21 protein-coding genes and 2 pseudogenes are annotated in these 25,321 nt (G+C 27.7%); 6 read left to right on the top strand and 17 right to left on the bottom strand.

The annotated features are described in order from the left end of the window. Window positions 1–55: 55 nt before the first annotated feature. The 7 genes and pseudogenes from GPX08_RS04170 to GPX08_RS04140 form a co-directional block, all read right to left on the bottom strand. Window positions 56–916: a PTS system mannose/fructose/sorbose family transporter subunit IID gene (locus GPX08_RS04170; RefSeq protein WP_156625589.1), complete on the bottom strand. Its 861-nt coding sequence runs from the start codon at window positions 914–916 to the stop codon at window positions 56–58. Between the two features lie 3 nt (window positions 917–919). Further along, on the bottom strand, window positions 920–1,672 hold the full coding sequence (locus tag GPX08_RS04165) for a PTS sugar transporter subunit IIC (protein ID WP_156625588.1): 753 nt from the start codon (window positions 1,670–1,672) through the stop codon (window positions 920–922). Between the two features lie 410 nt (window positions 1,673–2,082). Then, window positions 2,083–2,535: pseudogene (gene tnpA, locus GPX08_RS04160) on the bottom strand (IS200/IS605 family transposase). A gap of 165 nt (window positions 2,536–2,700) precedes the next feature. Continuing rightward, window positions 2,701–3,183: a PTS mannose/fructose/sorbose transporter subunit IIB gene (locus tag GPX08_RS04155; protein WP_156625587.1), complete on the bottom strand. Its 483-nt coding sequence runs from the start codon at window positions 3,181–3,183 to the stop codon at window positions 2,701–2,703. Beyond that, window positions 3,180–5,828, bottom strand: coding sequence for a PRD domain-containing protein (locus GPX08_RS04150; RefSeq protein ID WP_156625586.1), 2,649 nt, complete (start codon window positions 5,826–5,828; stop codon window positions 3,180–3,182). Before GPX08_RS04150 ends, GPX08_RS04155 begins: the two co-directional genes overlap by 4 nt. Window positions 5,829–5,950: 122 nt before the next feature. Continuing rightward, a complete protein-coding gene (locus GPX08_RS04145) occupies window positions 5,951–7,459 on the bottom strand; it encodes a phosphomannomutase/phosphoglucomutase (RefSeq protein ID WP_156625585.1) in 1,509 nt (502 codons plus the stop codon). Between the two features lie 31 nt (window positions 7,460–7,490). Further along, complete coding sequence (locus GPX08_RS04140; protein WP_156625584.1) at window positions 7,491–8,051, bottom strand: SIS domain-containing protein; 561 nt, start codon at window positions 8,049–8,051, stop codon at window positions 7,491–7,493. Between the two features lie 246 nt (window positions 8,052–8,297). Between GPX08_RS04140 and GPX08_RS04135 the strand changes: the two genes are divergently transcribed. The 4 genes from GPX08_RS04135 (at window position 8,298) to GPX08_RS04120 (ending at window position 11,004) form a co-directional block, all read left to right on the top strand. Continuing rightward, entirely contained in the window at window positions 8,298–9,047 is a 750-nt protein-coding gene (locus tag GPX08_RS04135; protein WP_156625583.1) for a DeoR family transcriptional regulator, read from the top strand. Between the two features lie 392 nt (window positions 9,048–9,439). Next, window positions 9,440–10,117 carry a helix-turn-helix domain-containing protein gene (locus tag GPX08_RS04130; RefSeq protein WP_156625582.1) on the top strand — a complete coding sequence of 226 codons (678 nt, stop codon included), beginning with the start codon at window positions 9,440–9,442 and terminating at the stop codon, window positions 10,115–10,117. Next, a complete protein-coding gene (locus GPX08_RS04125; protein ID WP_156625581.1) occupies window positions 10,093–10,605 on the top strand; it encodes an IS3 family transposase in 513 nt (170 codons plus the stop codon). The genes GPX08_RS04130 and GPX08_RS04125 overlap by 25 nt, the downstream gene beginning before the upstream one ends. A 9-nt stretch (window positions 10,606–10,614) precedes the next feature. After that, window positions 10,615–11,004: an IS3 family transposase gene (locus tag GPX08_RS04120; RefSeq protein ID WP_156625580.1), complete on the top strand. Its 390-nt coding sequence runs from the start codon at window positions 10,615–10,617 to the stop codon at window positions 11,002–11,004. 290 nt (window positions 11,005–11,294) lie between these two features. Here the strand turns inward: GPX08_RS04120 and GPX08_RS04115 are convergent, their stop codons facing one another. The 7 genes and pseudogenes from GPX08_RS04115 to GPX08_RS04085 form a co-directional block, all read right to left on the bottom strand. Beyond that, window positions 11,295–11,540, bottom strand: coding sequence for a hypothetical protein (locus GPX08_RS04115; RefSeq protein ID WP_156625579.1), 246 nt, complete (start codon window positions 11,538–11,540; stop codon window positions 11,295–11,297). Window positions 11,541–11,749: 209 nt separating this feature from the next. Continuing rightward, a pseudogene (locus GPX08_RS04110) lies at window positions 11,750–12,773 on the bottom strand (IS256 family transposase). A 237-nt stretch (window positions 12,774–13,010) separates the two neighbouring features. Continuing rightward, window positions 13,011–13,529 carry a GNAT family N-acetyltransferase gene (locus tag GPX08_RS04105; protein ID WP_156625578.1) on the bottom strand — a complete coding sequence of 173 codons (519 nt, stop codon included), beginning with the start codon at window positions 13,527–13,529 and terminating at the stop codon, window positions 13,011–13,013. Between the two features lie 90 nt (window positions 13,530–13,619). Next, window positions 13,620–15,176, bottom strand: coding sequence for an ATP-binding cassette domain-containing protein (locus GPX08_RS04100; protein WP_156625577.1), 1,557 nt, complete (start codon window positions 15,174–15,176; stop codon window positions 13,620–13,622). A 145-nt stretch (window positions 15,177–15,321) separates the two neighbouring features. Beyond that, window positions 15,322–15,882, bottom strand: a complete 561-nt coding sequence (locus GPX08_RS04095; protein WP_156625576.1) for a DUF3867 domain-containing protein — start codon at window positions 15,880–15,882, stop codon at window positions 15,322–15,324. 109 nt (window positions 15,883–15,991) lie between these two features. After that, entirely contained in the window at window positions 15,992–17,041 is a 1,050-nt protein-coding gene (locus GPX08_RS04090; protein ID WP_156625575.1) for an extracellular solute-binding protein, read from the bottom strand. 226 nt (window positions 17,042–17,267) lie between these two features. Beyond that, complete coding sequence (locus GPX08_RS04085) at window positions 17,268–17,516, bottom strand: hypothetical protein (protein WP_156625574.1); 249 nt, start codon at window positions 17,514–17,516, stop codon at window positions 17,268–17,270. 137 nt (window positions 17,517–17,653) lie between these two features. On the opposite strand from GPX08_RS04085, the gene GPX08_RS04080 reads away from it, so the two are divergent. Together GPX08_RS04080 and GPX08_RS04075 are read left to right on the top strand one after the other, a co-directional pair. Further along, complete coding sequence (locus GPX08_RS04080; protein WP_156625573.1) at window positions 17,654–19,030, top strand: putative DNA modification/repair radical SAM protein; 1,377 nt, start codon at window positions 17,654–17,656, stop codon at window positions 19,028–19,030. An 11-nt stretch (window positions 19,031–19,041) separates the two neighbouring features. After that, window positions 19,042–19,782, top strand: coding sequence for a DUF4130 domain-containing protein (locus GPX08_RS04075; RefSeq protein WP_156625572.1), 741 nt, complete (start codon window positions 19,042–19,044; stop codon window positions 19,780–19,782). Between the two features lie 263 nt (window positions 19,783–20,045). Here the strand turns inward: GPX08_RS04075 and GPX08_RS04070 are convergent, their stop codons facing one another. The 3 genes from GPX08_RS04070 to GPX08_RS04060 all read right to left on the bottom strand — a co-directional run bounded on the left by GPX08_RS04070 (window position 20,046) and on the right by GPX08_RS04060 (window position 25,319). Next, the gene (locus GPX08_RS04070) at window positions 20,046–22,244 is read right to left on the bottom strand and encodes a type IA DNA topoisomerase (RefSeq protein WP_156625571.1); all 2,199 of its coding nucleotides are present in this window, start codon (window positions 22,242–22,244) and stop codon (window positions 20,046–20,048) included. Window positions 22,245–22,413: 169 nt separating this feature from the next. Further along, window positions 22,414–22,944, bottom strand: a complete 531-nt coding sequence (locus tag GPX08_RS04065) for a tryptophan-rich sensory protein (protein ID WP_156625570.1) — start codon at window positions 22,942–22,944, stop codon at window positions 22,414–22,416. Between the two features lie 362 nt (window positions 22,945–23,306). Next, entirely contained in the window at window positions 23,307–25,319 is a 2,013-nt protein-coding gene (locus GPX08_RS04060; RefSeq protein WP_156625604.1) for a sensor histidine kinase, read from the bottom strand. Window positions 25,320–25,321: the final 2 nt, after the last annotated feature.

Here is a 25,321-nt window from a genome sequence, read left to right as displayed (position 1 = left end):
AAATATAATTAGTACGATTAGTGTTCTTATTATTTAATGATTAAATTACTTTATATTAAGCTGGTACTGATAAAATTCCTAATAATGATGTTGCTATACCTACTACAAATAGAATTGCAATTATATAAGTAGGTTTCATTTTATTTGCTACAAGTTTCCAAACCCCTAGTGTTGCTACTAATGGTAATAGTCCTGGTAAAAGTGAATCTAAAACTGATTGCATATTTACTGCTACTTCACCAACTTTGAAGTTTATTGGAGTAAATATTCCTACTCTTGTTGCCGCCATATTACCTACAACCATTAATCCAATTATGCTAAATACCTCAGTAATCCTATTTAAGGTTCCAGCCCTTAAGAATTTTAATATTGCTGTTTTACCTTGCTTATATCCCATCATGTACATGTTATACCCCATAGTAAGCATAATTACTTTATAAAGGACTTCAAAAATTATAGGTCCCATTATATTTCCTGCTAAAGCTAAACTACAAGATATACCTGCTAATATAGGATAAACTATTCCTTGAGATACCGTATCTCCAATACCAGCCATTGGTCCCATTAATCCTGTTCTAACTGAATTAATGTCTTCTGCTGTAATCTCCTCTCCATTAGCTGCTTGTTCCTCCATAGATGCTGCAATCCCATGTATAACTGTCCCTATATATGATGGTTCAGTATTAAAAAACACCATATATTTTTTTAGTGCCTCAACTTGTTCTTCCTTTGTCTTATAAAGCCTACGAACAATAGGTACCATTGCATTTGTAGCTCCAAGGGCTTGTAATCTTTCGTAGTTGTAGCATGTTTCACTTGAATATCCTAAAAACCAATGTTTAACTAAATCTGATTTTCTTAATTTAACTTCTCTATTTTTTCCTTTAACAGCTTGTTTTTCTTGTACTTCTTGCATTATTTAAACCTCCCCTTCAGTCTCTATATTCTTATTTGTAAATAAGTACATTAATACTCCTATAGTAGCAGCAAATATTGTAATAGCCATTATGTCTAGCTTTAAATATATTGTTAAGAAATAACCGATAAAGAAAAATGCTATTAACTTTCTCTTTCCTAAGTAGCTTAATAGCATTGCTATTCCTAGAGCTGGCATCAATGCTCCAACTACCTTTAAAGCATCAATTAAGCTTTGTGGAATTGAAGATAACATGTTAGTAGCGAATTCTCCACCAAAGTAAACTAATATAAATGCTGGTACACCATATAAAATTGCACTTAAAATTCCAGATGGTACATAATTCATTACTCTTAATCCTGTTATATTTCCTTCTTCTAGGTATTTATCTGCCTTATGAATCCAAAAACTATTTAATGTCATATAAGCTTGATTGATTAAGATACCTAATAAGCTAAATGGTACTGCAAAAGTTGGTGCTAAACTTGGTTCAGCTCCTGAAATTAATGTTAATGCTGTTCCAAAAACTCCTGCTGCCATTAAGTTTCCTGGCATGGTTCCTCCTGCTGTAATCCATCCTAAGTAAGTAAGCTGAATATATGCAGCTGCTTGCATACCTTTTACAGGTTCTCCCATACATACCGCTACTAAAAACCCTACCCAAATTGGATATAACCAAGTTCTTGTAACGGTGTGGCTTACCCACCACTGACTTAATGTTGCAATAATTGCAACTAAAATTGCTGAAAATAACATAAAAAATTACACCCCTTTTATTTTTCTATTATTAAAAATTAAGTTAAAATATTAATTAATTCTTATACCATTTATATAAGCAATTATAATGCCAGAACCATATGAAAATGTGTGCTATAAAATGATAATTAAGTTTAAACATTTGTAAATGTACTGATTTACTTACTTTATAAAAATCAATTTATATATTCAATCTCTAAAACAATCCTCTTAAATCCAAGATTTTTGTAATTGTTTACAATCTGTGCTTTTTTATAATCTGTGCTTACTACTGTGCTATATATTCTGTGCTTTTACTATGCCAATAAAAATCCACTAGTTAAACTAGTGATTTTCCTTTTGCGGGCATAGCCTTGCTCCCAAAGCAACGTCCTCAAGACGTAAAACGGTCTGCCACGTGCACTATTCCATTAGTTACCCTTAAAAGGATCATCTATATCAAATGCTAATTGATCGCTTGCTTGATCTTCTTTTAACTGATTTGCTATATATTCTTTTATTATTTTTGTATTCTTTCCAACTGTATCAACATAATATCCTCTTCACCAAAAACTTCTGTTCCTATACTTAAATCTCGCATTTCCCCACTTTTCATATATCATCTGATTACTTTTTCCTTTTAAAAATCCCATAAATCCTGATACAGACATTTTCGGCGGTATTTCTATTAGCATATGTACATGATCTATGCATACCTCTGTTTCTAATATATTTATATCCTTCCATTCACATAAATTCCTCAATATTGCACCTATTTCAAGTCTTCTTGCACCATAAAAGGCATTTCTTCTATACTTCGGAGCAAATAACATGTGGTATTTGCAACACCATTTCGTATATGATAAACTATGTATGTCATTCATGACAATTCCTTCCTTGCATTTTTATTTGCAGTTGGCAGACCGCAATATAATTATACAATGGAGGCTTTTCATTATCTCTCCACTAAAGCTTATTGGGACCCTCGGACAATCCGAGGGTTTTTATTTAACAATAAAAAAAGGTTACCATTTAAGTAACCTTAGCAACTATTTCAAATAATTACGAATATCATATTCTTTTTCAGTAGAAACAATTTGAATTTTAACATCTATACCCCTCTTGATAAAATCTTTAAAAATTTCCACTTCCTCATCTGTAGCTGAAATATTTCTAAACAAGGTTTTTCTTCCATAATTCAAGCCCATACCCCCAACATTTACTTTATCAAATTCTAGTCCATTATTAATTAAATTATTTATGACAATTGGAGTTTTTACTAAAACAATTGTAGAAACTAAAAGTTCTTTTTTAAGTTCATTAACACCATCTTTCTCTGAGTAAATATCAATTTCTACGCCAGTTGGTGCCGCCATTTCTACAATTAATTTCATAAACATATCATGTACTAGTCTATCATCTATAATAATTATCCTTTTGGCTTTAGTCATTTTTACCCAACTCATAATAACTTGGCCATGAATAAACCGATCATCTATTCTCAATAGAGATAAATTTTTCATCTCTATCACCTCGCTTCTTCAATATGAATATCAAGTAACTCTACTATATATGTTAATTCGCTATCAGGTATAGTTATTCCAAATGAATTTTCGATATCTTGAAAAGAGCTTTTTACTAATTCAAATAAATTAGCTTTGCTATCTTTAACTTTTCTAAAATTTTTATACTCTAAAGCACCATTTTTTATAACTCTCTCAAGCATGCTTAAACAATGAAATAAAAACTTTACAGTTAGTCCATCATTTTGAATTATATTTAATTTGTCAGTAATATTATTTAATATTTCATTTAAAAGATTATATGCTTTTTTAGTATTTAAGAAAGTTGTTGTTTGTTCCAATGCATCTAAAAATTTATCTTCATTTACACATAATAAAGAGTTATAAGAATTATTCTTTTCTGTATTAAATTTAATTTCAATATCATCTTTTGAATTAGATACACTTTTACCTATATATTGACTCATACTATTAACTTCTTTTATCAATGTATTCAAATTCACATTAGGCATCATAGCCTTCCTAGTAGCCTCTATAACCATAGGAGTGCTAACCATCTTAACTACTCCTGTAATAATCCCAGTATTATCTGTTATCATTTGCGAAAAAGTAGTTAATGAACCCATATCTACAAGCAACAATACTCCTCTTCCATTGTCCATTTCTTTCACTTTATCAAGAACCCTTTCAAAAGTACTTTGAACACTTTCTTCTAATGACATATCTATAGCTTTAGCATGATTAACGCCTAAAAGTTCATTCGCTACATTGGCCATACTAGTTGCAGTGCTTTCTCCATGAGCTATAACTAATACCCCTATATAATCTTCCTTCTTAGTTTCTTTAACAGCTGCTAGAAAAATTGAAATTATTATAGCTTCTTCATTTGGAATAACTATATTTAGGCTTTCCTCTAGTCTCTCTTTTATTCTTTGAGAGATAATATATTCATTACTTTTTTTATCAAACTTTATATCAGAATTATATTTTTGAGTGCCACTTTTAAGCTTTCCAATTAAAGTTTCTACATGTAAAGCTAAACTATAAACAATCTTTTTATCTACTTCAAATTCTAAATACCCCTTAAACTCTTCAAATATATCTTCTATAGAGTCTAAAATATCTTTAGATACGATTTTAGCTATTAAATCTTCCTTGTGGTCACTATATTTATTTTTATTTCTATTTATATTTTTACTAAAATAATTCTCTATCTCTAAAGCAATTTCATTTTTTATTAAGTCTACAGATTTTCCTTGAACGAAATATTCTCTTGATTTTTTTAATATATTTTCATAGAAGTCTCCTTCTGTCTTATATGAACTATCTAAAAGAATATTTTCCAATTCATTATCATCATTCTCATTAATAGTAACTTCACTAATAGCATTAATAATAAAAATATTATTTAAATCATCTCTTTTACTATCTAAAGTGAATATTATATCTTTAAATCTGCTAGATATTTGAGGTAAATCTATAAATACATGATTCCCATTATTAATAACTGTTTCAGCAAAAGCATTGGCTGATATTAATTTAATATCATTTTTTAACTGACCAATATTCCCAGGACAATCATAAATTAAAAGTAACTTTATAACCTCAGCAGATATTGTTAATGGAAGTTTTATTTTTTTAGCTTCTACAGTAAAAAAATCTAATACAAGCTTTAATCTATCATTTAAACTTCTATCAACTAAGTTTGGTAAATTAATTACACAAGGTATTCTTCTTAAAAATGTGTTTAAAATACTTTTATTAACATCTTCTGTAGTAGCTGCTATTATTAATATATTTGCCTTATGGTTACTTTCTGACTCTCCAAGTCTTCTAAAACTTCCTCTATCTATTAATGAGAATAACATTTCTTGTCCCTCAGGAGGAAGTCTATGTACTTCATCTAAAAACAATATTCCTCCATTAGCAGAATCTACAAGTCCTTTTTTATCTTTATCTGCACCTGTAAAAGCTCCCTTAACGTGTCCAAATAAATGGGATAATAACAATTGTGGATTGCCAGCATAATCAGCACAATTAAAAAGTATATACGGTGAATTTTCTTTTAATGTTCCAACCTCTATAGAGTATTTATACATAATTTCTGCAAAAGTAGTTTTTCCTACTCCCGTTGGCCCTAAAAGTAATGTATGTAGCCCATTGGGAGGATATAATATTGCTGCCTTTGCTTGATTTACTTGCTTTTTTAAACTATCATCCCAACCTATAATTTCATTAAAAATCTCATCTCTATTATTTATAATACTGTGAGGTTCTTTACTTTCATCTATAATCTCCTTATTTAAATCCTCAATATTAGATTCTATTGAAGGTTTATTATCTAATAATTTTATTAAGCTATTACTATTTGGAAATATATTCTTATGTAAATTAATATTATACATTTCCTCTAGACCCCTTTTATCCAAATATAATACTGGCTTCCCCATTACTTTGATTATTCTATTATCTCTTACCAAATTATTCAATTCTCTACTTACTCCAGTTCTATGAATATTAAGAAAATCAGATATATACGTAGAATCAAATCCTAAAACACCTATATTAAAATTAATTGATTTAGTTAGATCTTTTAAGCAGAGATATACCCTTTCTTTTCTATTGCCCTCCTTAGTAATTCCATTCCTACTCATTTAATCTCTCCTCCATTTTTACCCAATATCAATATAAAAAGCAAGCAATATCTATACTCTAAATTATAATACAAATCTTTTATACCTAGTAGTAACAATATTCTATATTTGTTAAATTCCAACTAAATTACTAATTCATTGTAATCTCTTAAATAGTCCTTTAGCTTAATTAAAATTTGGTTTATTCCCTGTCTAATATTAACTTCCATATTTAAAACCAACAGTGGTTCATGTAAGGAAAGTCTTAAAAGTAACCAACCTTTTTCTTTCGTGCAATTGATTTTTATTCCATCATAATTGTTTTCATCTATTTCCCATCCATCAATTTCCATGGAAAATTTCTTAAGATTATCTATTACCTTACTACCATAACTTCTATAATCTTGATTTTTTATCTTTATCCTTACTTCTTTAGTTTCTACTGGATGCTCTAATTCTTTTATTAATAATGTAATGTCTTTTCCTTCCTTAAAAAGCTTTGCTACCTCAATTAGTATCTTAACTATTAAATAAGCACCATCATCTAAAAAATAGTTTTCTTTTAGGGCTGCATGTCCTGATGTCTCAATAGCTAAAGGGCAATTTTGCCCTAATTCATTTATTCTCTTTGCTTCATTTATTACATTCTTATATCCCCTTTTATATCTATGATGAACTCCCCCTAAGTCCTCTATAAACTTTTTTACCCCTGAAGATGTTATTGAATCTGTAACTATAACAGAACCTTTATTTTTCTCAAGAACTATTGCCGAAATCAACGCAATTAATGAATTCTTATTTATTTCATCTCCATTCTTACTAACTATTGCTGCTCTATCTACATCTGTATCAAATATTATTCCCATATCAGCTTTATAGTTTAACACTGCATTCTTTATTGAGTTCATTGCTTCATCATTTTCTGGATTAGGAATATGATTAGGGAAGCTTCCATCAGGATTTAGAAATTGACTTCCATCTATATTTGCTCCAAGATCTTTTAATACTTTATTAGCAAAAAAACCTCCTGATCCATTTCCTGCATCTACCAAAATTTTAATTCCTTCTAATGGTCTATAAAAATTTTCATTAGAATTCACTTCATTTCTTACTTTATTAATTAATATATTTGAATAATCCTCTAATAAATTTACTTTATTAACTCTCCCCTTATTTCTCTCTTCTTCTTTTTCTTTAAGAGATAAATTTATTATTTCCTCAATATCACTTTTTTCACAGCTTCCATCACAAGTAAAAAACTTAAATCCATTATAATAATATGGAAGGTGACTTGCAGTAATCATAATAGCTCCATTGCATTTATACTTATCTAAAATTGTTGTCATAAACATAGATGGCGTAGTAGCTATTCCACAATCATAAACTTCTACTCCATTATTAACTAAAGTATTTATTAATTCTGACTTTAAAGTAGGTCCTGAAACTCTTGAATCCATTCCAATAGCTATCTTTATACTCTTACTTTCATTTGTTTTACTTTTAAGCCAATTTAAAAATCCCTGCCCCAATAGTGAAGCTGTATCACAAGTTAAATTTTTCTTAAATTCATTAGTTTCAATTGATATACCTCTTATATCAGTCCCACTTACTAATTTATATAAAGATTTTTTTATATCTATTTTACTTATCATAAAAACTCCCCCTTATAACTAAATTATTTTATTACTCTAAATTAGCATGATATTTCCAAAGATTAGACATATTAATATTTTTTTCTCTAATTATCATAAGTGCTATTGTATCTCCTAAAAGTAATAAACTTTGTTCAAATAAACTAGTCATTGGCTGAATTGAGCTAACTTCATTATTTAAATTTAATTTTGTACTTACAGGGATTCTTACAAAATAATCTCTAAATTCTTTTATTGAACTATTAGGATTTGCTCCTATATGAACAACTGTAGCATTAAATTTTTTAGCTTTCTTTGCTATATTTAACGGAAAAATAGTTTCTCCACTTCCTGATCCAACTATTAATAAGTCTTTATCTGTAATAGCTGGCTCTGTAATTTGTCCAACAACAACAGTATTTATTCCTAAATGCGCCAATCTTTTAGCTATAGCTTCAAGTGATAAAAGAACCCTACCTACACCAACAAAAAAAATTTTATCAGCTTTTTTAATTTGATTTACTAACTCTTCTACCTCATTAGAATCTACCTTACTTAAGGTAACTCTTAATTCATTAATTATTTCCTTAGTTACATTGTTAAAATTACTCATATTTTAATCCTCCATATAATTAAACTTAATTTTATTCATAATCAATTATTAATATGTTGTACATTTGCTTATATAACCTTGTTTATGCCTATATAAATTATATTAATGCAAAAAAATAATAAAGTAAAGATTATTATTGCATGTTTAAGCATTTTATTAATTGATTTTACTTGCAAACACTTTCTGTTTTTTTCGAAGTGTGCTATCATATATTAGATATAAAATATTAGATTGGAATGATGATTAATGTTAAAAGAAGAACGTCAACAAGAAATTCTTAGAATTATAAATTCAGAACTGAAAGTAATAGCTAGTGATTTAAGTCAACGTCTATCTGTTTCAGAAGATACTATAAGAAGAGATCTAAAAGATTTAGATAATCAGGGACTTATAAGAAGAGTTCATAGTGGTGCCCTTAGAGTTGGGCCTCCTGTAGTTGACTTTTCTACTAGAGAAAATATTTATAATGAAATAAAAGTAAAGCTAGCTCAAAAAGCTTTGCCTTTTATAAAAGATAATCAAGTTTTATTAATAGATGGTGGTACTACAAATCTATGCCTAGTTAAGCTCCTACCAATAAATTTAAAAGCAACGATAATCACAAATAGTCCTCCAATTGCTATTGCCTTAGTTAATCATAAAGATGTGGACGTTATTATGTTAGGAGGGACTCTTTATAAAGAATCTATGATCAATCTTGGAATAGATACAGTGGACTCTCTTTCATCTATGCGAGTAGATTTATATATAATGGGAATACATAATATAGATTCACAAATTGGCGTAAGTGTTCCTACACTTTCAGAATGCCTAGTAAAAAGAAGGATGGTTGATATTTCCACAGAAATTATAGGATTAGTAACTTCTAATAAGTTAGGAACTGTTTCTAATCAAATTATTTGCCCACCACAAGATTTAAATTATATAATAACTAATTCCATAGAACCAGAAATTAAAAATATATATTTAGATCAAGGTGTTATAGTTATTGATTAATTATAAAGAATACCAGTAACTTAATAATATCAACGGGTTCGGTTTTGAGGTGCAAAACTTAAAATCACATCAAATTTCATATTAAAATTCACACAACTCTAAAGTTAATGTTTACCACACTTTAGAGTTGTTTTTTATGAAAAACACATATAAATTCACAAGCAAATTCGCACTGTTAATAAATTTATATGTGCTTTTACGTGTGAAAAAAGAAGTTTTACAAAGGATAAATGGATTTTTTTTGAAAATAGTGTTATTATAATATCAGATAAATATTTCGTAATTGTATTATAGAACTAATACGAACTAGAAAAGGTCGGGCTTATGATATGCTCCCTTTATGGTAGACAGTTAAAATAATAAAACTGTAACTATATAGGGAGCATTTTATTATGGGAAGAAAAACAAAAGTATCACCTGAAATAAAAATTAAAGTTGTTAAAGAGTTTTTGGCAGGAAGAACAACAATTTCAACTATAGCATATAATTTGCAAGTTGACACTTCCATGATCGAAAACTGGATTGGTAAGTATAAAAACTTTGGTAGTTATGGTTTAGCTATTAAAAATACAAATGTTAAATACTCTACCGATATTAAATTGCAAGCAGTAACTTCATACCTTTCAGGAGAAGGATCACTAAGAGAACTTTGTATAAAATATAATATTTCATCTATGAGTATTCTTAAAGGATGGATTAAACAGTATAATAGTCATAAGAAATTTAAATCTCAGAATAAAAAAGGAGATAAGATTATGACTAACGGAAGAAAAACAACTTATGAAGAAAGAATTGAAATAGTTTCATTTTGTATTACTAACGCTAACGACTATAATTTAACTGCTAATAAATATAAAGTTTCCTTTCAACAAGTTTATACTTGGATAAAAAAATACAATAAAGATGGATATAACGCGCTAGTCGATAGACGCGGTAAAAATAAATCCTTTGAGGAGTTAACTAAATCAGAAAAATTCTCTGCACAATTAAAGCTTTTAGAAGCAGAAAATAGACGTTTAAAAATGAAGAATGATTTCTTAAAAAAATTAGAAGAGATAGAAAGGAGGTAGATAAATACACTATTTCATCTACAAATAAGTATATTGCAATTAAAGAGTTACATAAATTAGGGTATTCAATATCTGAACTATGTAAATGTGCTGAAGTCGGACGTGCTTCTTATTATAAGTGGTTAAATCGTTCCGCAACTGAAAGAGATAAAGAAAATAAAGTTATTTTAGATGAAATTATTAAATTATACTCAGAAGTTAAAGGGATTTATGGCTATCGCCGTATAACGTTAAATATAAATAGCATACTAAATTCAAACTATAATCATAAGCGTATATACAGGCTTATGAAATCTGTAAAACTTACTGCTGTTATTAGGAGAAAAAAGAAAAGATATATTCAAAGTACTCCGCAAATTACAGCTGAAAATATATTAAATAGAGAGTTTGTAGCTGATAATCCAAATGAAAAATGGCTAACAGATGTTACTGAGTTTAAGTTAACTAACGGAAGCAAAGCTTATTTAAGTGCAATACTAGATTTCTGAGATAACAGTATTATTTCGTATGTATTAGGTAAGTCTAACAATAATAAATTAGTTTTTAACACCTTAGACAAAGCTGTTGAAGCGAATCCGACCGCAATGCCACTATTCCATAGTGATCGCGGATTCCAGGATACATGTAAAACATTCAAGAACAAACTAAATAAAATTAATGCAGTGCAAAGTATGTCTAGGGTAGGTAGATGTATTGATAATAGACCTATGGAGGCTTTTTGGGATACTTTAAAATCAAAAATGTACTATCTAAGAAAGTTTTCAACCTTTGAAGACCTTGAACAAGCTATTGATGGATATATAAAATTTTATAATACAAAAAGATTACAAAAGAAACTAAAAGGTATGGCTCCTATTGACTATAGAAGGCACACCTTAGTAGCATAATTTTATATTATTTACCCTATCTACTTGACAGGAGGCGGTTCATTATGCTCGACCTTTGTTTTTGTGATTTTACTGTGAATCCTGATGTAAAAGTGCCTGTGATTTTTATTGTGAAAAACTTTTTTGCACTTCAAAAGCGAACTCGTTGTAATAATATTCTCCCTTCAAAGTAGCCAGATTAAAAATAAAAATCTGATAATAGAAAGGGAGTATTTATATGTCTAAGATATCTAAATATACGACAGAAGAAAAGTATAAAATGTTAATTGATTACTATCATTTTAAATCTATTAATTAAAAGCAAATTTCTTCAAGCTAATTTTTACAGAAGTTAAAGCAGATTGTACTACCTTTAATATATTGTGTGAAAATAAAGAGACTATAAACACTACTCTACTTATAATAAATATATTATAATCAATAGCCTGTCCAAGATAAATTTGATATCCATGAATAGCTGAAATTGATATTACTGCTATTATTAATATCTTAGATGCAATCCATGCTATTAAATTAATAGCCTTAGAGTCTGTCAATATTTTTGTGTAAACTTTAGAAAATTTAGTTTTATTTTAAAGGTTGGAGAGGTTAATATAACACCCAACCTTTATTTTTCTTTAATTGATAAATTTTACATAATAATCTGTACTTTAATAAGAGTTAGACTAAATATTTTTTAGAATAACTGGTCGTCTAAACGACCTTCGAAGAAGATTGATAGTTGAGCTAAAATTTGAGCCCATCCTCATATTGATTGGGTCCATTTCTTTGTTATATCAACGGTAGCAAGATATAAAATCTTCATTAATGATTCATCATTCGGAAATATAGATTTAGTTTTAGTAACTTTTCTCAGTTGACGCTTATAACTTTCCATTGCGTTAGTTGTATATATTATTTTTCTAATCTCTGGTAGATATTTAAAGAATGTGGATAACTCATTCCAGTTATTTCTCCAAGACCTTACTGCTATTAAGTATTTTTCTCCCCATTTTTCTTCTAATCTATCTAATTCTGCTAATGCTACCTCCTCAGTAGAAGCGGTATAAACTAGCTTTAAATCTGCATTGAAAGCTTTTAAATCCTTATAAGATAAGTATTTACTTGAATTTCTTATTTGATGAATAATACATCTTTGAATTTCAGTGTTCGGATAAACAGCTCTAATGGCTTCATTAAACCTTACTAACCCATCAACTGAAGCAATTAGTATATCTTTTACTCCTCTATTTTTTAACTCATTCAGAACAAGCAACCAATATTTTGATGACTCTGATGCTCCTATCCATATACCAAGAACATCTTTTTTTCCTTCAATATTTACTCCAATCGCAGCGTAGGCTGCTTTCGAAACAACGGTGTTATCTTTTCTCACTTTAAAGTGAATAGCATCCATAAATACTATAGGATATACTGTTTCCAACGGACGGCTTTGCCATTCTCTAATCATTGGAATTACTTTATCTGTTATATTAGAAACTAATGTTGCTGATATGTCCATTACGTATATTTCATTTACTTGTGATGCTATATCTCTTGTAGTCATTCCCTTAGCATACATCCCAATTATTGAGCTTTCTAAATGTGAAACATCAGTTTGATGTTTTTTTACTATTTCAGGCTCAAAAGAACCTTCTCTATCTCTTGGAACATCTAAGTCGAAGTAGCCCTCCAAATAAGTCTTTTAAAACATTTTGAATATCTTCAGCTGTTTTAATATTGGGATCCTTTGCTAATATTTTTATTAATTCTTCCTTTGAAAATGACATAGTCTGTGTTCCCTCCATAATTGATAATTGATAATTTATTATATCATTTTCTTAAGTTTACACAGACTATTTTACACTCTCTAGTAAGAGTTTCTTAAATAAATTAGTAGATTAACCTAAAAACAGTTAGTATCACACTAACTCTTTTTAGGATTAATTATACTATTTTATTTGTCCAATCCATTATAAATTTATTACAAATCACAACTATTCAAACTTGTACCAACTCTCAATCATTTAACTTAATATTATTTCATAAATAAGACTATCATCCCATTGTCCATTTAGATATATATACTTATTATATATTCCAACCTTTCTAAATCCACTAGATTCTAATACTATTTGAGATGCTATGTTTTCTATAGCTGTCCCTGCTTCTATTCTATGAAGTTTGTGAATATTCAATGCTTCTCCTAAAACAAGTTCTACTGCCGTCTTCCCATAACCTCTTCCATTATGATCTTTCGCTATTCTATAACCCAACTCGGCCTTATTCATATTTCCCCTGATAATATCGACAAGATTTATTCTTCCTACAATTTCATCATTATTATCCTTTATTAAATACATATAATGTATTCCCTGCTCCTGCTCTTTAATTAATTCCTTTAGTATTTCTTTAAAGTTATTTTCATCATAATATTCATCGCCTCTAGGTATACAACTCTCTTCAAAAAAGCTTCTATTATCAATTTCAAACTTTAATAAATCCTGTCCATCCTTTTTATTAATTGGTATTATTCTTATACTCATATTATCAATAAGCCCCTTTTTAAATCTATTATATTTACTTAATTATATCAAAAAAGAGTTAGCAGCAACACTAACCCTTCCAAAATTTCACTATACAACTTTTGTAGTCCAATCCTCACAGTTCCATATTTCAGTTACAACATCTCTATAGAATTCTGGTTCATGGGATACTAGTAATATAGAACCCTTGTATTCTTTTAAGGCTCTCTTTAATTCATCTTTAGCATCTACATCTAAGTGGTTTGTAGGTTCGTCTAGGATTAGTATATTAGTTTCAGTGTTTAATATCTTACATAGTCTAACCTTTGCAGCTTCTCCACCTGATAAAACCATTATCTTTGATTCTAATTGTTTAGTTGTTAATCCACATTTAGCTAGAGCTGCTCTTATTTCGTATTGAGTTTTACTTGGGAACTCTTGCCATACTTCTTCTATACAAGTGTTAGTATTTTTATCTCTATCTTCTTGTTCAAAGTAACCTATATGTTGATAGTCTCCTAAATATACTTCTCCACTTAAAGGTTGTATCTTTCCAAGTAAGCTTTTTAATAATGTAGTTTTTCCAAGTCCATTAGCTCCAACTAAGGCTATCTTTTGTCCTCTTTCCATATAAAGATTTAGAGGTTTCGTAAGTGGTGAATCATATCCTATTACTAAATCCTTAGTTTCAAATATAGTTTTTCCTGAAGTTCTTGCTGGTTTAAAGTTAAACTCTGGTTTTGGTTTTTCCTTAGAAAGCTCAATAATATCCATCTTATCTAACTTCTTTTGTCTAGACTTAGCCATATTTGCAGTTGCTACATTAGCCTTATTTCTTGCAACGAAATCTTCTAATCTAGCTATTTCTTTTTGTTGCTTTTCATAAGCTGCTTCTAATCTCTTTTTATTTTCTTCATATAATCTCTTAAACTCATAATAGTCACCAACATATCTAGTTAGTTTTCTTTCCTCAACATGATATATTAAATTAACTACTGAATTTAAAAATGGTATATCGTGTGATATTAATATAAATGCATTTTCATAATTTTGAAGATATCTCTTAAGCCATACTATATGTTCTTCATCTAAATAGTTAGTAGGCTCATCTAAAAGTAATATATCTGGATTTTGAAGTAATAGCTTACCTAATAGTATCTTTGTTCTTTGTCCACCTGATAAATCATCAACATCTCTATCTAGTCCTAAATCTAAAAGACCTAGCCCCTTAGCTACTTCTTCAACCTTTGCATCTATTATATAAAAACCATTATGATCTAAAAGGTCTTGAATTACAGCAGTTCTTTCAAGCATCTTTTCTAATTCTTCTGGAGTACAATCACCCATTTTTTCATATAAAGAATTCATTTCAGTTTCTAAATCAAATAAATATTTAAAAGCATCTCTTAATGCATCTCTTATGCTTTGCCCTTTTTCTAAAGCAGCATGTTGATCCATATAACCAACTCTAACATTGTTAGACCATAGAACCTTACCTTCATCTGGCATGAGTTTATTAGTTACTATATTCATAAATGTTGATTTTCCTTCTCCATTAGCACCAATTAAACCAACATGTTCCCCCTTTAATAATCTAAAGGATACATCTTCAAATATTGCTCTATCTCCAAAGCCATGACTCATATCTTTAACTGTTAATACGCTCATTAATTATCCTCCCGTGTACATCTATTTAAAATAATTATTATCTTAATTAAAAGTTCTTAGTACATAAAAATAAGGCATGATTAATATCATACCTTAAATATTATAAACGATATTCATAGAAAATAAATAGATTTTTTAAACTATTTTAGTAATCATATTCCTTAGTATTTTCACATAATAAAATTTTTAATGAATTATCATCTAAAACCTTTTTATATGAACATAAGAAATCATTTAATTCAACATCAGTTAAATCTATTTTTCCTGCACTAGTTAAGATAACTTTGTTTTCATCTGTTAAAATATTTAAATTATTTTTTTCATTATTAATAAAATAAGTATTTGTAGTTGAAACCTTAATTCTATCTTTATACTTTTCTTGAAAACTCATGTTTTTTCTTATTTTTTCAATATCTTCGGCACCAGGAATTACATTATTTAAACCTAATGAATTAATTTGTTCTTCAATAGCTGAAGCATCAAAACCATATCTTTCCATAAGCTTAGTTTGCATTTTTAAAAACTTATCTTGAGATATATTGTTTTCTTCCATATACTCATTTACCTTCTTTGTGAAATCTGCCATATTTAATTTTCCAGAAGTCATGTCGTAATACAAGTTATACATATATGCTTCAAACTTATCTATATCTTTATCATTTACTCTATTTTTTAATTCATTAAAATCAATAATTCTATCCATAATATTACCAACTCCATATCTTAAAATAGTTGTTATTCATATTATACTATTATTATTACCTAGAATCTATTAACTTAATGTAATATTAATATTTTCTTAATGGAATTATTTATTAATCAGCATAAACATTCATCCATACTTCTTCATATAATTTTAACTTATCTTGTGGTAAGTATGTGTAAACTTCACATTTATCCATTACTTCCTTAGGCATATAAGCCCCTTTATTATTTCTTACTTCTTCAGGTTGTTCTTCCATAGCAAGTTTATTTGGAGTAGTATATCCTATTTCTTCAGCTATCTTATAAGCATTATCTTTTCCACTTACAAAGTTTATAAACTTTTCAGCAGTTTCTTTATCTTTAGCAGTTGTAGGAATAGCCCATGAATCTAACCAATAATCAGCACCTTCTTTAGGTATAATGTATTCTAAGTTATCATATTCATCAGCTAAGTTTAAGCCTTCTCCAGACCATATCATTGCAACTGCTGCTTCTCCGTTTCTCATAATGTCCATTACATTATCAGCACCTTTAGTTAATATTAATTCTTTTTGCTTTAATAATGCATTTTCAATCTCTTTTAATTCTTTTTCATCAGTAGTATTTAATGAATATCCTAAATACTTAGCAGCCGCTCCAATTGAATCTCTCATAGAATCTAGAATAAATATTTGTTTCTTATACTTTTCATTCCAAAGTATATCCCAGCTATCAACTTCTTCATCTACTAAATCTTTATTATAAACTATACCTATAGTTCCATTCATATAAGGAACTGTGTAATCATTATTTGGATCATAGGCTTTCCCCATATCATTTTCATTCATTTCTTTTAAGTTAGGTATATTGTCTTTATTAATCTTTTGAAGTAATCCCTCTTGAATCATTCTATCAGCCATATGATCTGCAACTAATACAGCATCCCAATCAGTTTTTCCTGAGGTTACTTCCATGTACATAGTTTCCATTTCATCAAAAGTCTTATAATTAACTTTTACATTGTACTCTTCTTCAAATTCTTTAATTAGTCCATCCGCAATATTTTCTCCATAGTTTAAAACATTTATAGTCTTCTTATCAGACTTGCCACATCCAGCAAATAAACTAACAGCTATAACTAAACATCCAAGCATAGCAAAAAGCTTAATTGATTTTTTCATTTATATCTTCCTTTCATGTGTAATTGTTATTATGCAATAATAATTATAAAGTGTATTTAATATATTGCAAGTAAAATATCCCCATATCATTATATATTTAAATACAGATTTATACAAAATAATTCCCCTAAATTATTTATAGTCTATAAACTCAAATTTAATAACAACTATAATAAAAAAGTTTGCTTTTAAATAATTAAAAAGAGACTGTATAGACAGCCTCTTTCTAAACCTCAACTAACTTAATAGTTACACCTTTTAAATTCTCTAATTCTTCTTTTAACTTATTAATTTCTTCTTTTTCATCATTCATTAAATTTAGTACTATTAATCCTGAGTTTGAACAAGAAGTTTTAGTAGCTTCATGTAACCCTAATCTAGTATGTATTATACATCCGTATTTTGTTAGTATTTCTTGTACTGTCGGTGCTGTCGAAACCCTTGGTTCTAATTTAATAATCATAATTTTGAACATAAACATTCCTCCGTAACCTTTTCCATACTTTACTATAATATACATCTTTTTTATTTTTAAATCAATATTTTATTTTTTTATTGTATTAAGAACATCTGTTCGGTATAATGTAATTAATATATAAAGAAGGTGATAATATGGATATAAAAGAAAAGCTTAATATTCTTTCTGCAGCTGCTAAATATGATGTTTCATGCTCTTCTTCTTCATCTAAAAGAAAAGCTATGAAAGGTGGACTTGGCAATGCAGAGAGCAGTGGTATTTGTCATAGTTTTGCAGCAGATGGAAGATGTATTTCTCTATTAAAAATTCTTCTAACTAATTATTGCATTTATAATTGCAAGTATTGTGTTAATGCTTCTAGTAAAGATGTTAAAAGGGCAGCCTTTACTCCAGAAGAAGTAGTTTCATTAACTATAAATTTTTATAAAAGAAATTACATTGAAGGCTTGTTTTTAAGCTCAGCTATATTTAAAAATCCTAATTACACTATGGAGTTGTTATTAAAGGTTGTAAAAAAATTAAGAATAGAAGAAAATTTTCATGGTTACATACATTTAAAAGCAATTCCAGGAGCTGATGAAAGTTTAATTAAAGAAGCTGGTAAGTATGTTGATAGAATGAGTGTAAATATTGAACTTCCTTCAGCTTCAAGCTTGAAACTTTTAGCCCCCCAAAAAACTAAAGAAAATATTTTAGCTCCAATGGGAATTATAAAAAATTCAATAATTGAGCATAAAGATTTAAAGAAAAATATAAAATCGACTCCTCTTTTTGTGCCTGGAGGTCAAAGCACGCAGCTAATAGTGGGTGCTACTCCTGAAAGTGATTTTAAAATCTTAAACCTTTCAGAAAACTTATATAATAAATATAACTTAAAAAGAGTTTACTATTCCGCTTATGTTCCAGTAGTTAAAAATGAAAAAGTTCTACCTGATATTACCCATCCCCCTTTAGTTAGGGAACATAGACTATATCAAGCAGATTGGCTTTTAAGATTTTATGGTTTTAAAGCTAAAGAATTATTAAAAAGTGAAGAAGATAACTTTGATTTAGATTTTGATCCTAAAACTTCTTGGGCATTAAATAATATAAATAACTTCCCTATGGAAGTTAATAGAGCATCTTATGATGAATTACTTAGAATACCTGGAATTGGAGTTCGTTCAGCTAGAAAAATAATGATGGCAAGAAGGGTCCACTCCCTTTCCTTTGAAGATTTAAAGAAAATAGGTGTTGTTTTAAAAAGAGCAAAATACTTCTTAACTTGCAGAGGAAAATATTATGGAGATGTAGACTTTGATGACGAGAAGATTAAAAATAGGCTCCTCTATATAGATAAACCTAAATTAGATAATGATACATCTCAGCAGTTATCTTTCTTTGATACAAACTATACAACTAATAAAAATAATATTCTTTTACCTGAAAGTAATAATAGAATATTACTTCCTGAAGCTAAAAACATTATTTTACCTAATGATAAATTTACATCTATTACAGGTGAGATATAAGGGGTGATTAAATGATAAAATTAATTTTCGATGATTCTTTTGAAGGATTTCTAACAGCTATTTATGATGCTTTTTATTCTAAAGAAGAAATTACTTATATCGGTGTTGAAGATAATAGTGATTTAGATATGCTTACTAGAAAAATATATATAGAAACTGATATAAATAAATATAGAAAAGTTAAAGATGCTATTGTATGTAAAATAGATCCTCTTGCTTTAAATAAAATTTATACACTGTACTTATCTAGCTACACCAATAAAGGTTTACTATGTTACAAATATTTGAAATTAGGATTTAAATATGGATCTGATATACATAAACACCTATATTTAAATGAAGTTAAAGATGTAAATTTAATAGAAAGAAGAGTTACTTATGAAGTCCATAGATTTACAGGGTTTGTACGTTTCTCAATTATAAATAAAAAATTTTTATATGCTTCAATTGAACCTGATCACAATATATTAGAGTTGCTTTCACCACATTTTGCAGATAGATTTAATAATGAATATTGGATCATACATGATGTAAAAAGAAATATTGCATCAATATATAATAAAGTTTCCTGGGAAATAACTGAAATGAATGATGACATGTATGCATACTTAAAAAGTCATAATGATGAATTTGAAGACTTATGGAGAAGTTATTTTAAATCTACTACTATTAAAGAACGTTTAAATCCAAAGCTTCAAAGAAAATCTATGCCAAAGCGCTATTGGAAGAATCTAACTGAAATGCAAGAATAAATATAAAATGCGAAGATAACTGCAAAAATAAATATAATATGCTTCATAATATAATGGCTGCAAAAAGAGACATTGAATGCTTAGTGAAGTTGATTAAAACGATAACTGAACTTAGTATAAAAGTTCATCTGCCTAATCTTGCCTTAAGTAGATGAACCTATTGAAAATTTATCACATTAATGATATGTATTAAATTTAGAATTATATTATAAAATATTTTAAAATCAGAAAGTTAATACATATCATTATGTTATTTTTACATTTTACTTAATAAATTCCATACTCCAATTGAAGTAGCCTGTTTCTTCATTTCTTTCATATTTAAAATATGCACTAAAAGTATTTCCCTTTTTACTTTTAAGATTTCTGAATCCTACTTTACCATTTTTAAGTAATAACTGCACCATCTCTTTAGATACTGATTTTCCAAAGGAAGCTATATACTTATCATCTTTCCAAATAGTATATTTACACCCATTTTTCCAGTTAGTACATCCAAAACTTTTTTCGCCTTCAACTACTGGATTACCACATATAGGGCATTTCCCTACTTCCTCTAAGCCTTCTGGCACTTCTACCTTAAACTTATGTAAAAGCGAGTCATCATTCTTTATTTTTTCTACAGAATTCTTAGTGAAATCGTAAATAAGATTTAAAAAGTCAACCTTTTGGTATTTACCTTTTTCTATATCTGATAATGTTTTTTCTAGTCTACCTGTATATTCTAAATCTAAAAGTTCCTTAGCCGGGAAGATTTCTACTATTGTTCTTCCCAGTTCAGTTGTAATTAAACTTTTACCTTTAGTTTGAATATATCCAATATCTTTAAGTCTTTTAATAGTTTCTGCCCTTGTTGCAGGAGTCCCTATACTAAACCCACTTAATATTGCATTCATCATTTCTTCAGTATTAGTTTCATCATCTGAATTTTCGTCTTTATCTTCTTTTTCTTTCTTAAAGTTTTTCCCACATGTTTCCATAACTCTTAAAAGAGTTTTTTCTGTATGATGTTTAGGTGGTTTCTTCGTAACTTTATTAACTTTGCTACCAGTAATCTCAATATTTTCACCTTTTTCTACTAATGGTAAAATAGTATCCTTAGTATCAATCTTTTCAACTACTCTCCAGCCTTTAATAATTTCAACTCTCCCCTTAGCTATAAATTCCCCTGGTACCTTCTCATCATTAACTTTTATTGTTATTTTAGTTTCTTCAAATTCAGCAACAGGCATAAATTGCATTATAAATCTATTCTTTATAGCATTATATACATTTTGCTCATCAATGCTTAGACCTTTTGGTATAACATATGTTGGGGTTATGGCACTATGGCTTTCTACCTTAGAATTATCAAAAACCCTTTTTGATTTTACAAACTTAATTTGATTTTCATAAGGTAATCCCTTTTTTATATTTTCTAATACTTTTCTTGCTTTACCCTCTAAACTTTCTTCTAATACAGTACTAGCAGTTCTCGGATAAGTAATGAATTTCTTTTCATAAAGACCTTGAGCAACTTTTAACACTTTATCTGAAGTCCAGCCTTTATATTTACTAGTAATGTATCCTTGTAAGTTAGATAAATTAAATAGAGGCTGCGGATATTCCCTTTTCTTTTCTATTTCCTTATCAACTACTACACCACTTTTGCCAGCTAAAAGTTTACTTATCGCATCTAGATATTCTTTTTTCTCAAACTTTTCACTAGAATTTTCGTAATAAAGGGTTTCAAATTCAATATTATCCTTAGTTTTAAAATTAGTTGATAGCTTATAATAAGAGCTAGCTTCGAAATTTTCTATTTCCTTATCTCTATCATAAATAATCTTTAATGTTGGTAATAATACTCTTCCAATATTAATAACTTTTCTATCTTTTCCAGTTCCACCATAACGTAATGTAGCAACTGAAGTTAAATTAATACCTATTACCCAATCTGCTAACTGCCTTCCAATACCAGCATCTTGCAAAGGCTTCATTTCAGAATTAAGTTTTAAATTTGCCATTCCCTTTTTTACTTCTTCTTCTGTCCATTCATTAAGAAGTATTCTATATATTGGTTTGCTTACATTAAAATGAATAAATAACTCATCTGAAATAACTTGCCCTTCTCTATCATAATCCGTTGCAGATATTATTCCATCCACATCTTCTCTATCTATAAGGCTCTTGATTAATTTGATTTGTTTTTCTGCACCTTTATCTACTATATTTCTATTGTAACCATCACATTTAATCTTATATTTAAATTCATTAGGTATAAATGGAAACTTTTCCATTCTCCAACCTACCATATTCTCATCGTAATCTTTTGCATCAAATAATTGTAATAGATGACCAAATGCCCAAGTAACTAGATATTCATCCCCATCATAATATCCATCTTTTCTATTTTTTATTTTAAGAGCATCTGCAATATTTTTAGCAACAGATGGCTTTTCAGCAATTATTACTTTTTTCATTTATATCTCCTACTTTTTTAAATAAAAAAGCTCTTGCACAAAAAAATTTAAGTCAATTTTGTACAACAGCCCTATTTTTACTTTCAATAACCATAGAATATTTATGGGCTTTAAAATTATAACATAATATAATTTCATAACAACCCTTACAATTATACTATACTTTTCTTTACATTTCATTATAAAACCATATAAAATAGTTTAAAAAGCTTATAAACACAATCCATGCTATATAAGGAATTAATAATGCAGAGGAAAGTTTATCCACCCTAAAAAACTTATAAAAAGTTATTAAAACCGCTACTAATAATATTATTAACCAAATAAATGATAACCCATATAATCTAAAAGTGAAAAAAAGAAATGGCCAAATAAAATTAATACATAGTTGTATAAAATAAGTAAAGTACGCTCCCTTATCATCTACACCACTTTTATTCCTTATATAAATTCTATACGCTGAAACACCCATTAAAATATATATAATTCCATATCCTATTGGGAAAATTATTACCATTTCTTTTACTAATATTCCCTTAAGAGATCTATATGTATCTAATGCATTCCTATTTATATATCCTATTAGTATTATTGCCAATATAGGAATCATTATATTTATTAGTAAAGGAATTATCTTATTAATTCTTTTGAATTCTTTCTTCACAGCATATTTTTTATTTTTTTTTAGCACTGATTTCATAACACTACTCCCTATTAAAATGATAATTAAGGATATTTTGCCTAGCAAAATTTAAGTTTAAAATAAAAAATGAATAAATAAAGAAATGAAAGAATTTAAATAGTTTTGCAAAGCAAAACTTCATCTATTAATAAAAATATTTTCTAAAAATCTTTAAAGATTTTATACAACATTTTCATTATTTAATCCCTTAATTCTTTCATTCTTTAATTACTGGAAAGGTAATTCTTATTTTAAAATCCCCAAGGATTTTTTCCTTAATTCTTACCTCTTCTCTCTTAACTCTTAACTTTATTCATTCCTAACTATTTTACTTTACAAAATCCACAACTTATTTATATGCTTAAAACTATAGTGTTATGTTAAAAATAAATATCTGAAAATTCTATATCTACCTTTTCTTCAAGAGGATTTATTTTTAAACCTACTGTTGGTATAATATCTTCATCTTCTATGCTTTCATCATAAGGAAATACTATTTTAAAAGTGTTTCCATATTTTACGCCTGTGCTAATACTTATTTCTCCATTATGGTTTTTAACTAGTCCTTTTGTTAAAAACAATCCAAGTCCACTACCTTCTGAAGGTCTATTTAATGAAGAGTTAACCTTAGTAAACTTCTCAAAGATATCTTTTCTCTTATCTTCTGGAATAGCTTCTGCATCATTAACTACTTTAATAACTATACTACTGTAATCTTTAATATTTACAGTTACATAAATATGTCCATTATCTTTACCATACTTTAATGAATTAGATAAAATATTTAACATTATCCTCTCGATTTGTCCCTTATCACATAAGAATTTTATTTCTTCTCTCTCAGGATCAAAAATCAAATTTATATTCCTAAGTTTCATATAATAATCACATGCTAAAACTATATTTTCAATTATTTCTACAACATTATAAATCTTCTTATCCACCTCTAAGAACCCTTCATTTAGCTTATTACTATCTATAAAATTACTTATAGTTCTTATGAGTCTTAGGCAGTTTTGCTTTATAATCTCATTGTTCTTATTGATTTTACTAATCTCATTGTTTTTTAAATATATATCATTTAGCTGTAGTGCTGAATAAATTACATTTATAGGTGTTCTAAGCTCATGAGAAATATTTGAGTAAAATTCTTCTTTTATATTTTCATCTTTAATCTTCTTTTCAATATTAACTATCTCTTTTCTCTTTTTAATAATATCTGTAATATCATTAAATACTAATAGCTTTTTATTGCCATAAATCTTTACTAAATATATTTCTAAGTTTCTTTTTTCACCATTTTCATCTGTAATAACAATTTCTGTTGTAAAGTCTTCTATTTCATCATCTTTAGAATGATATTCCCCTGTTATTCTACTAATTATTGTACTTAATTCCATTAACTCATTTCTTGGATACCTAGATGGATCTCGTTCATAATAACATTCATCATTATAATTAGAATAAGTTAAAAAATTATTTTCAAATAGTAAAAGTCCCTTAGAAAAAGCCTGCACTACATCATAATATCTTTTTTCACTTTTTTCTATAAGAAGGTTTAACTCTAATAATTCCTTTTCCCTTCTTTTTAAGGCTTTATTTAAATTTCTTTTAGTCTCTTTAGCCTTATTTAGACTTTCATAAGCATTTGAAAATGCATTATATAACAATATTTCTTCAAATTTATCATATATTAAGAAGTACATTATAATCTTTGATAATCCTATTAAATATGTTAAATCTATATTTAAAACTCTAGATAAATAAACAAATAAGCTACTAAGTACTATTAATAGTCCATTTATCAATATCCAAATTTTATCTTTCTTGTAATTATACTTATTATATAAGGCTATAATTATAACATATAATAGTATTATTATAACTTCACTAATGAATAATATAAAATAATCACTATATGCTTCAGATATAAGTACTAATGCTTTATTTCCCCCTTTTATCCCAAAATAAATAAAAGGTGTAGTGGATAAAAAGAAAATAGATTGCCATAAAGGTGATTTCCCTTTCTCATAAAAAAATATACTAAGCATTATATTCATAAGTTCTCTTATATTTATAACCTGACTATAGAATAATATTATTAAAATATCATTAATACCAGTATAGAATTCTATATCTATAAACCTAACTAAAGCTATGAAAACACTTCCAATCCCAATATGCTTTAATATTCCTAAATCTTTATTTCCAATCTTTATCATACTAATAATAAATATCATAACTGCTATAGCAAAACATATAATTTTTACTATAAACATATACTCACTTCTCAGTTTAAATACCATACTTAATATTGTTAATATGATAATCATAGGAACAAAAATATTAGAAACAGAACCCTTATATCTATAACTAACCTTCTCACTAGTCATCT

It is taken from the genome of Clostridium tertium, assembly GCF_902652255.1.
Classification (GTDB): Bacteria; Bacillota; Clostridia; order Clostridiales; family Clostridiaceae; genus Clostridium; species Clostridium tertium_A.
This window is presented reverse-complemented; position numbering and strand designations above follow the sequence as displayed.

Coding starts and splice junctions, on each gene's coding strand:
- GPX08_RS04170 (WP_156625589.1), bottom strand. CDS start 916: ATGCAAGAAGTACAAGAAAAACAAGCTGTTAAAGGAAAAAATAGAGAA.
- GPX08_RS04165 (WP_156625588.1), bottom strand. CDS start 1,672: ATGTTATTTTCAGCAATTTTAGTTGCAATTATTGCAACATTAAGTCAG.
- GPX08_RS04150 (WP_156625586.1), bottom strand. CDS start 5,828: ATGAGTAGGAATGGAATTACTAAGGAGGGCAATAGAAAAGAAAGGGTA.
- GPX08_RS04145 (WP_156625585.1), bottom strand. CDS start 7,459: ATGATAAGTAAAATAGATATAAAAAAATCTTTATATAAATTAGTAAGT.
- GPX08_RS04140 (WP_156625584.1), bottom strand. CDS start 8,051: ATGAGTAATTTTAACAATGTAACTAAGGAAATAATTAATGAATTAAGA.
- GPX08_RS04135 (WP_156625583.1), top strand. CDS start 8,298: ATGTTAAAAGAAGAACGTCAACAAGAAATTCTTAGAATTATAAATTCA.
- GPX08_RS04130 (WP_156625582.1), top strand. CDS start 9,440: ATGGGAAGAAAAACAAAAGTATCACCTGAAATAAAAATTAAAGTTGTT.
- GPX08_RS04105 (WP_156625578.1), bottom strand. CDS start 13,529: ATGAGTATAAGAATAATACCAATTAATAAAAAGGATGGACAGGATTTA.
- GPX08_RS04100 (WP_156625577.1), bottom strand. CDS start 15,176: ATGAGCGTATTAACAGTTAAAGATATGAGTCATGGCTTTGGAGATAGA.
- GPX08_RS04090 (WP_156625575.1), bottom strand. CDS start 17,041: ATGAAAAAATCAATTAAGCTTTTTGCTATGCTTGGATGTTTAGTTATA.
- GPX08_RS04085 (WP_156625574.1), bottom strand. CDS start 17,516: ATGTTCAAAATTATGATTATTAAATTAGAACCAAGGGTTTCGACAGCA.
- GPX08_RS04080 (WP_156625573.1), top strand. CDS start 17,654: ATGGATATAAAAGAAAAGCTTAATATTCTTTCTGCAGCTGCTAAATAT.
- GPX08_RS04075 (WP_156625572.1), top strand. CDS start 19,042: ATGATAAAATTAATTTTCGATGATTCTTTTGAAGGATTTCTAACAGCT.
- GPX08_RS04070 (WP_156625571.1), bottom strand. CDS start 22,244: ATGAAAAAAGTAATAATTGCTGAAAAGCCATCTGTTGCTAAAAATATT.
- GPX08_RS04065 (WP_156625570.1), bottom strand. CDS start 22,944: ATGAAATCAGTGCTAAAAAAAAATAAAAAATATGCTGTGAAGAAAGAA.
- GPX08_RS04060 (WP_156625604.1), bottom strand. CDS start 25,319: ATGACTAGTGAGAAGGTTAGTTATAGATATAAGGGTTCTGTTTCTAAT.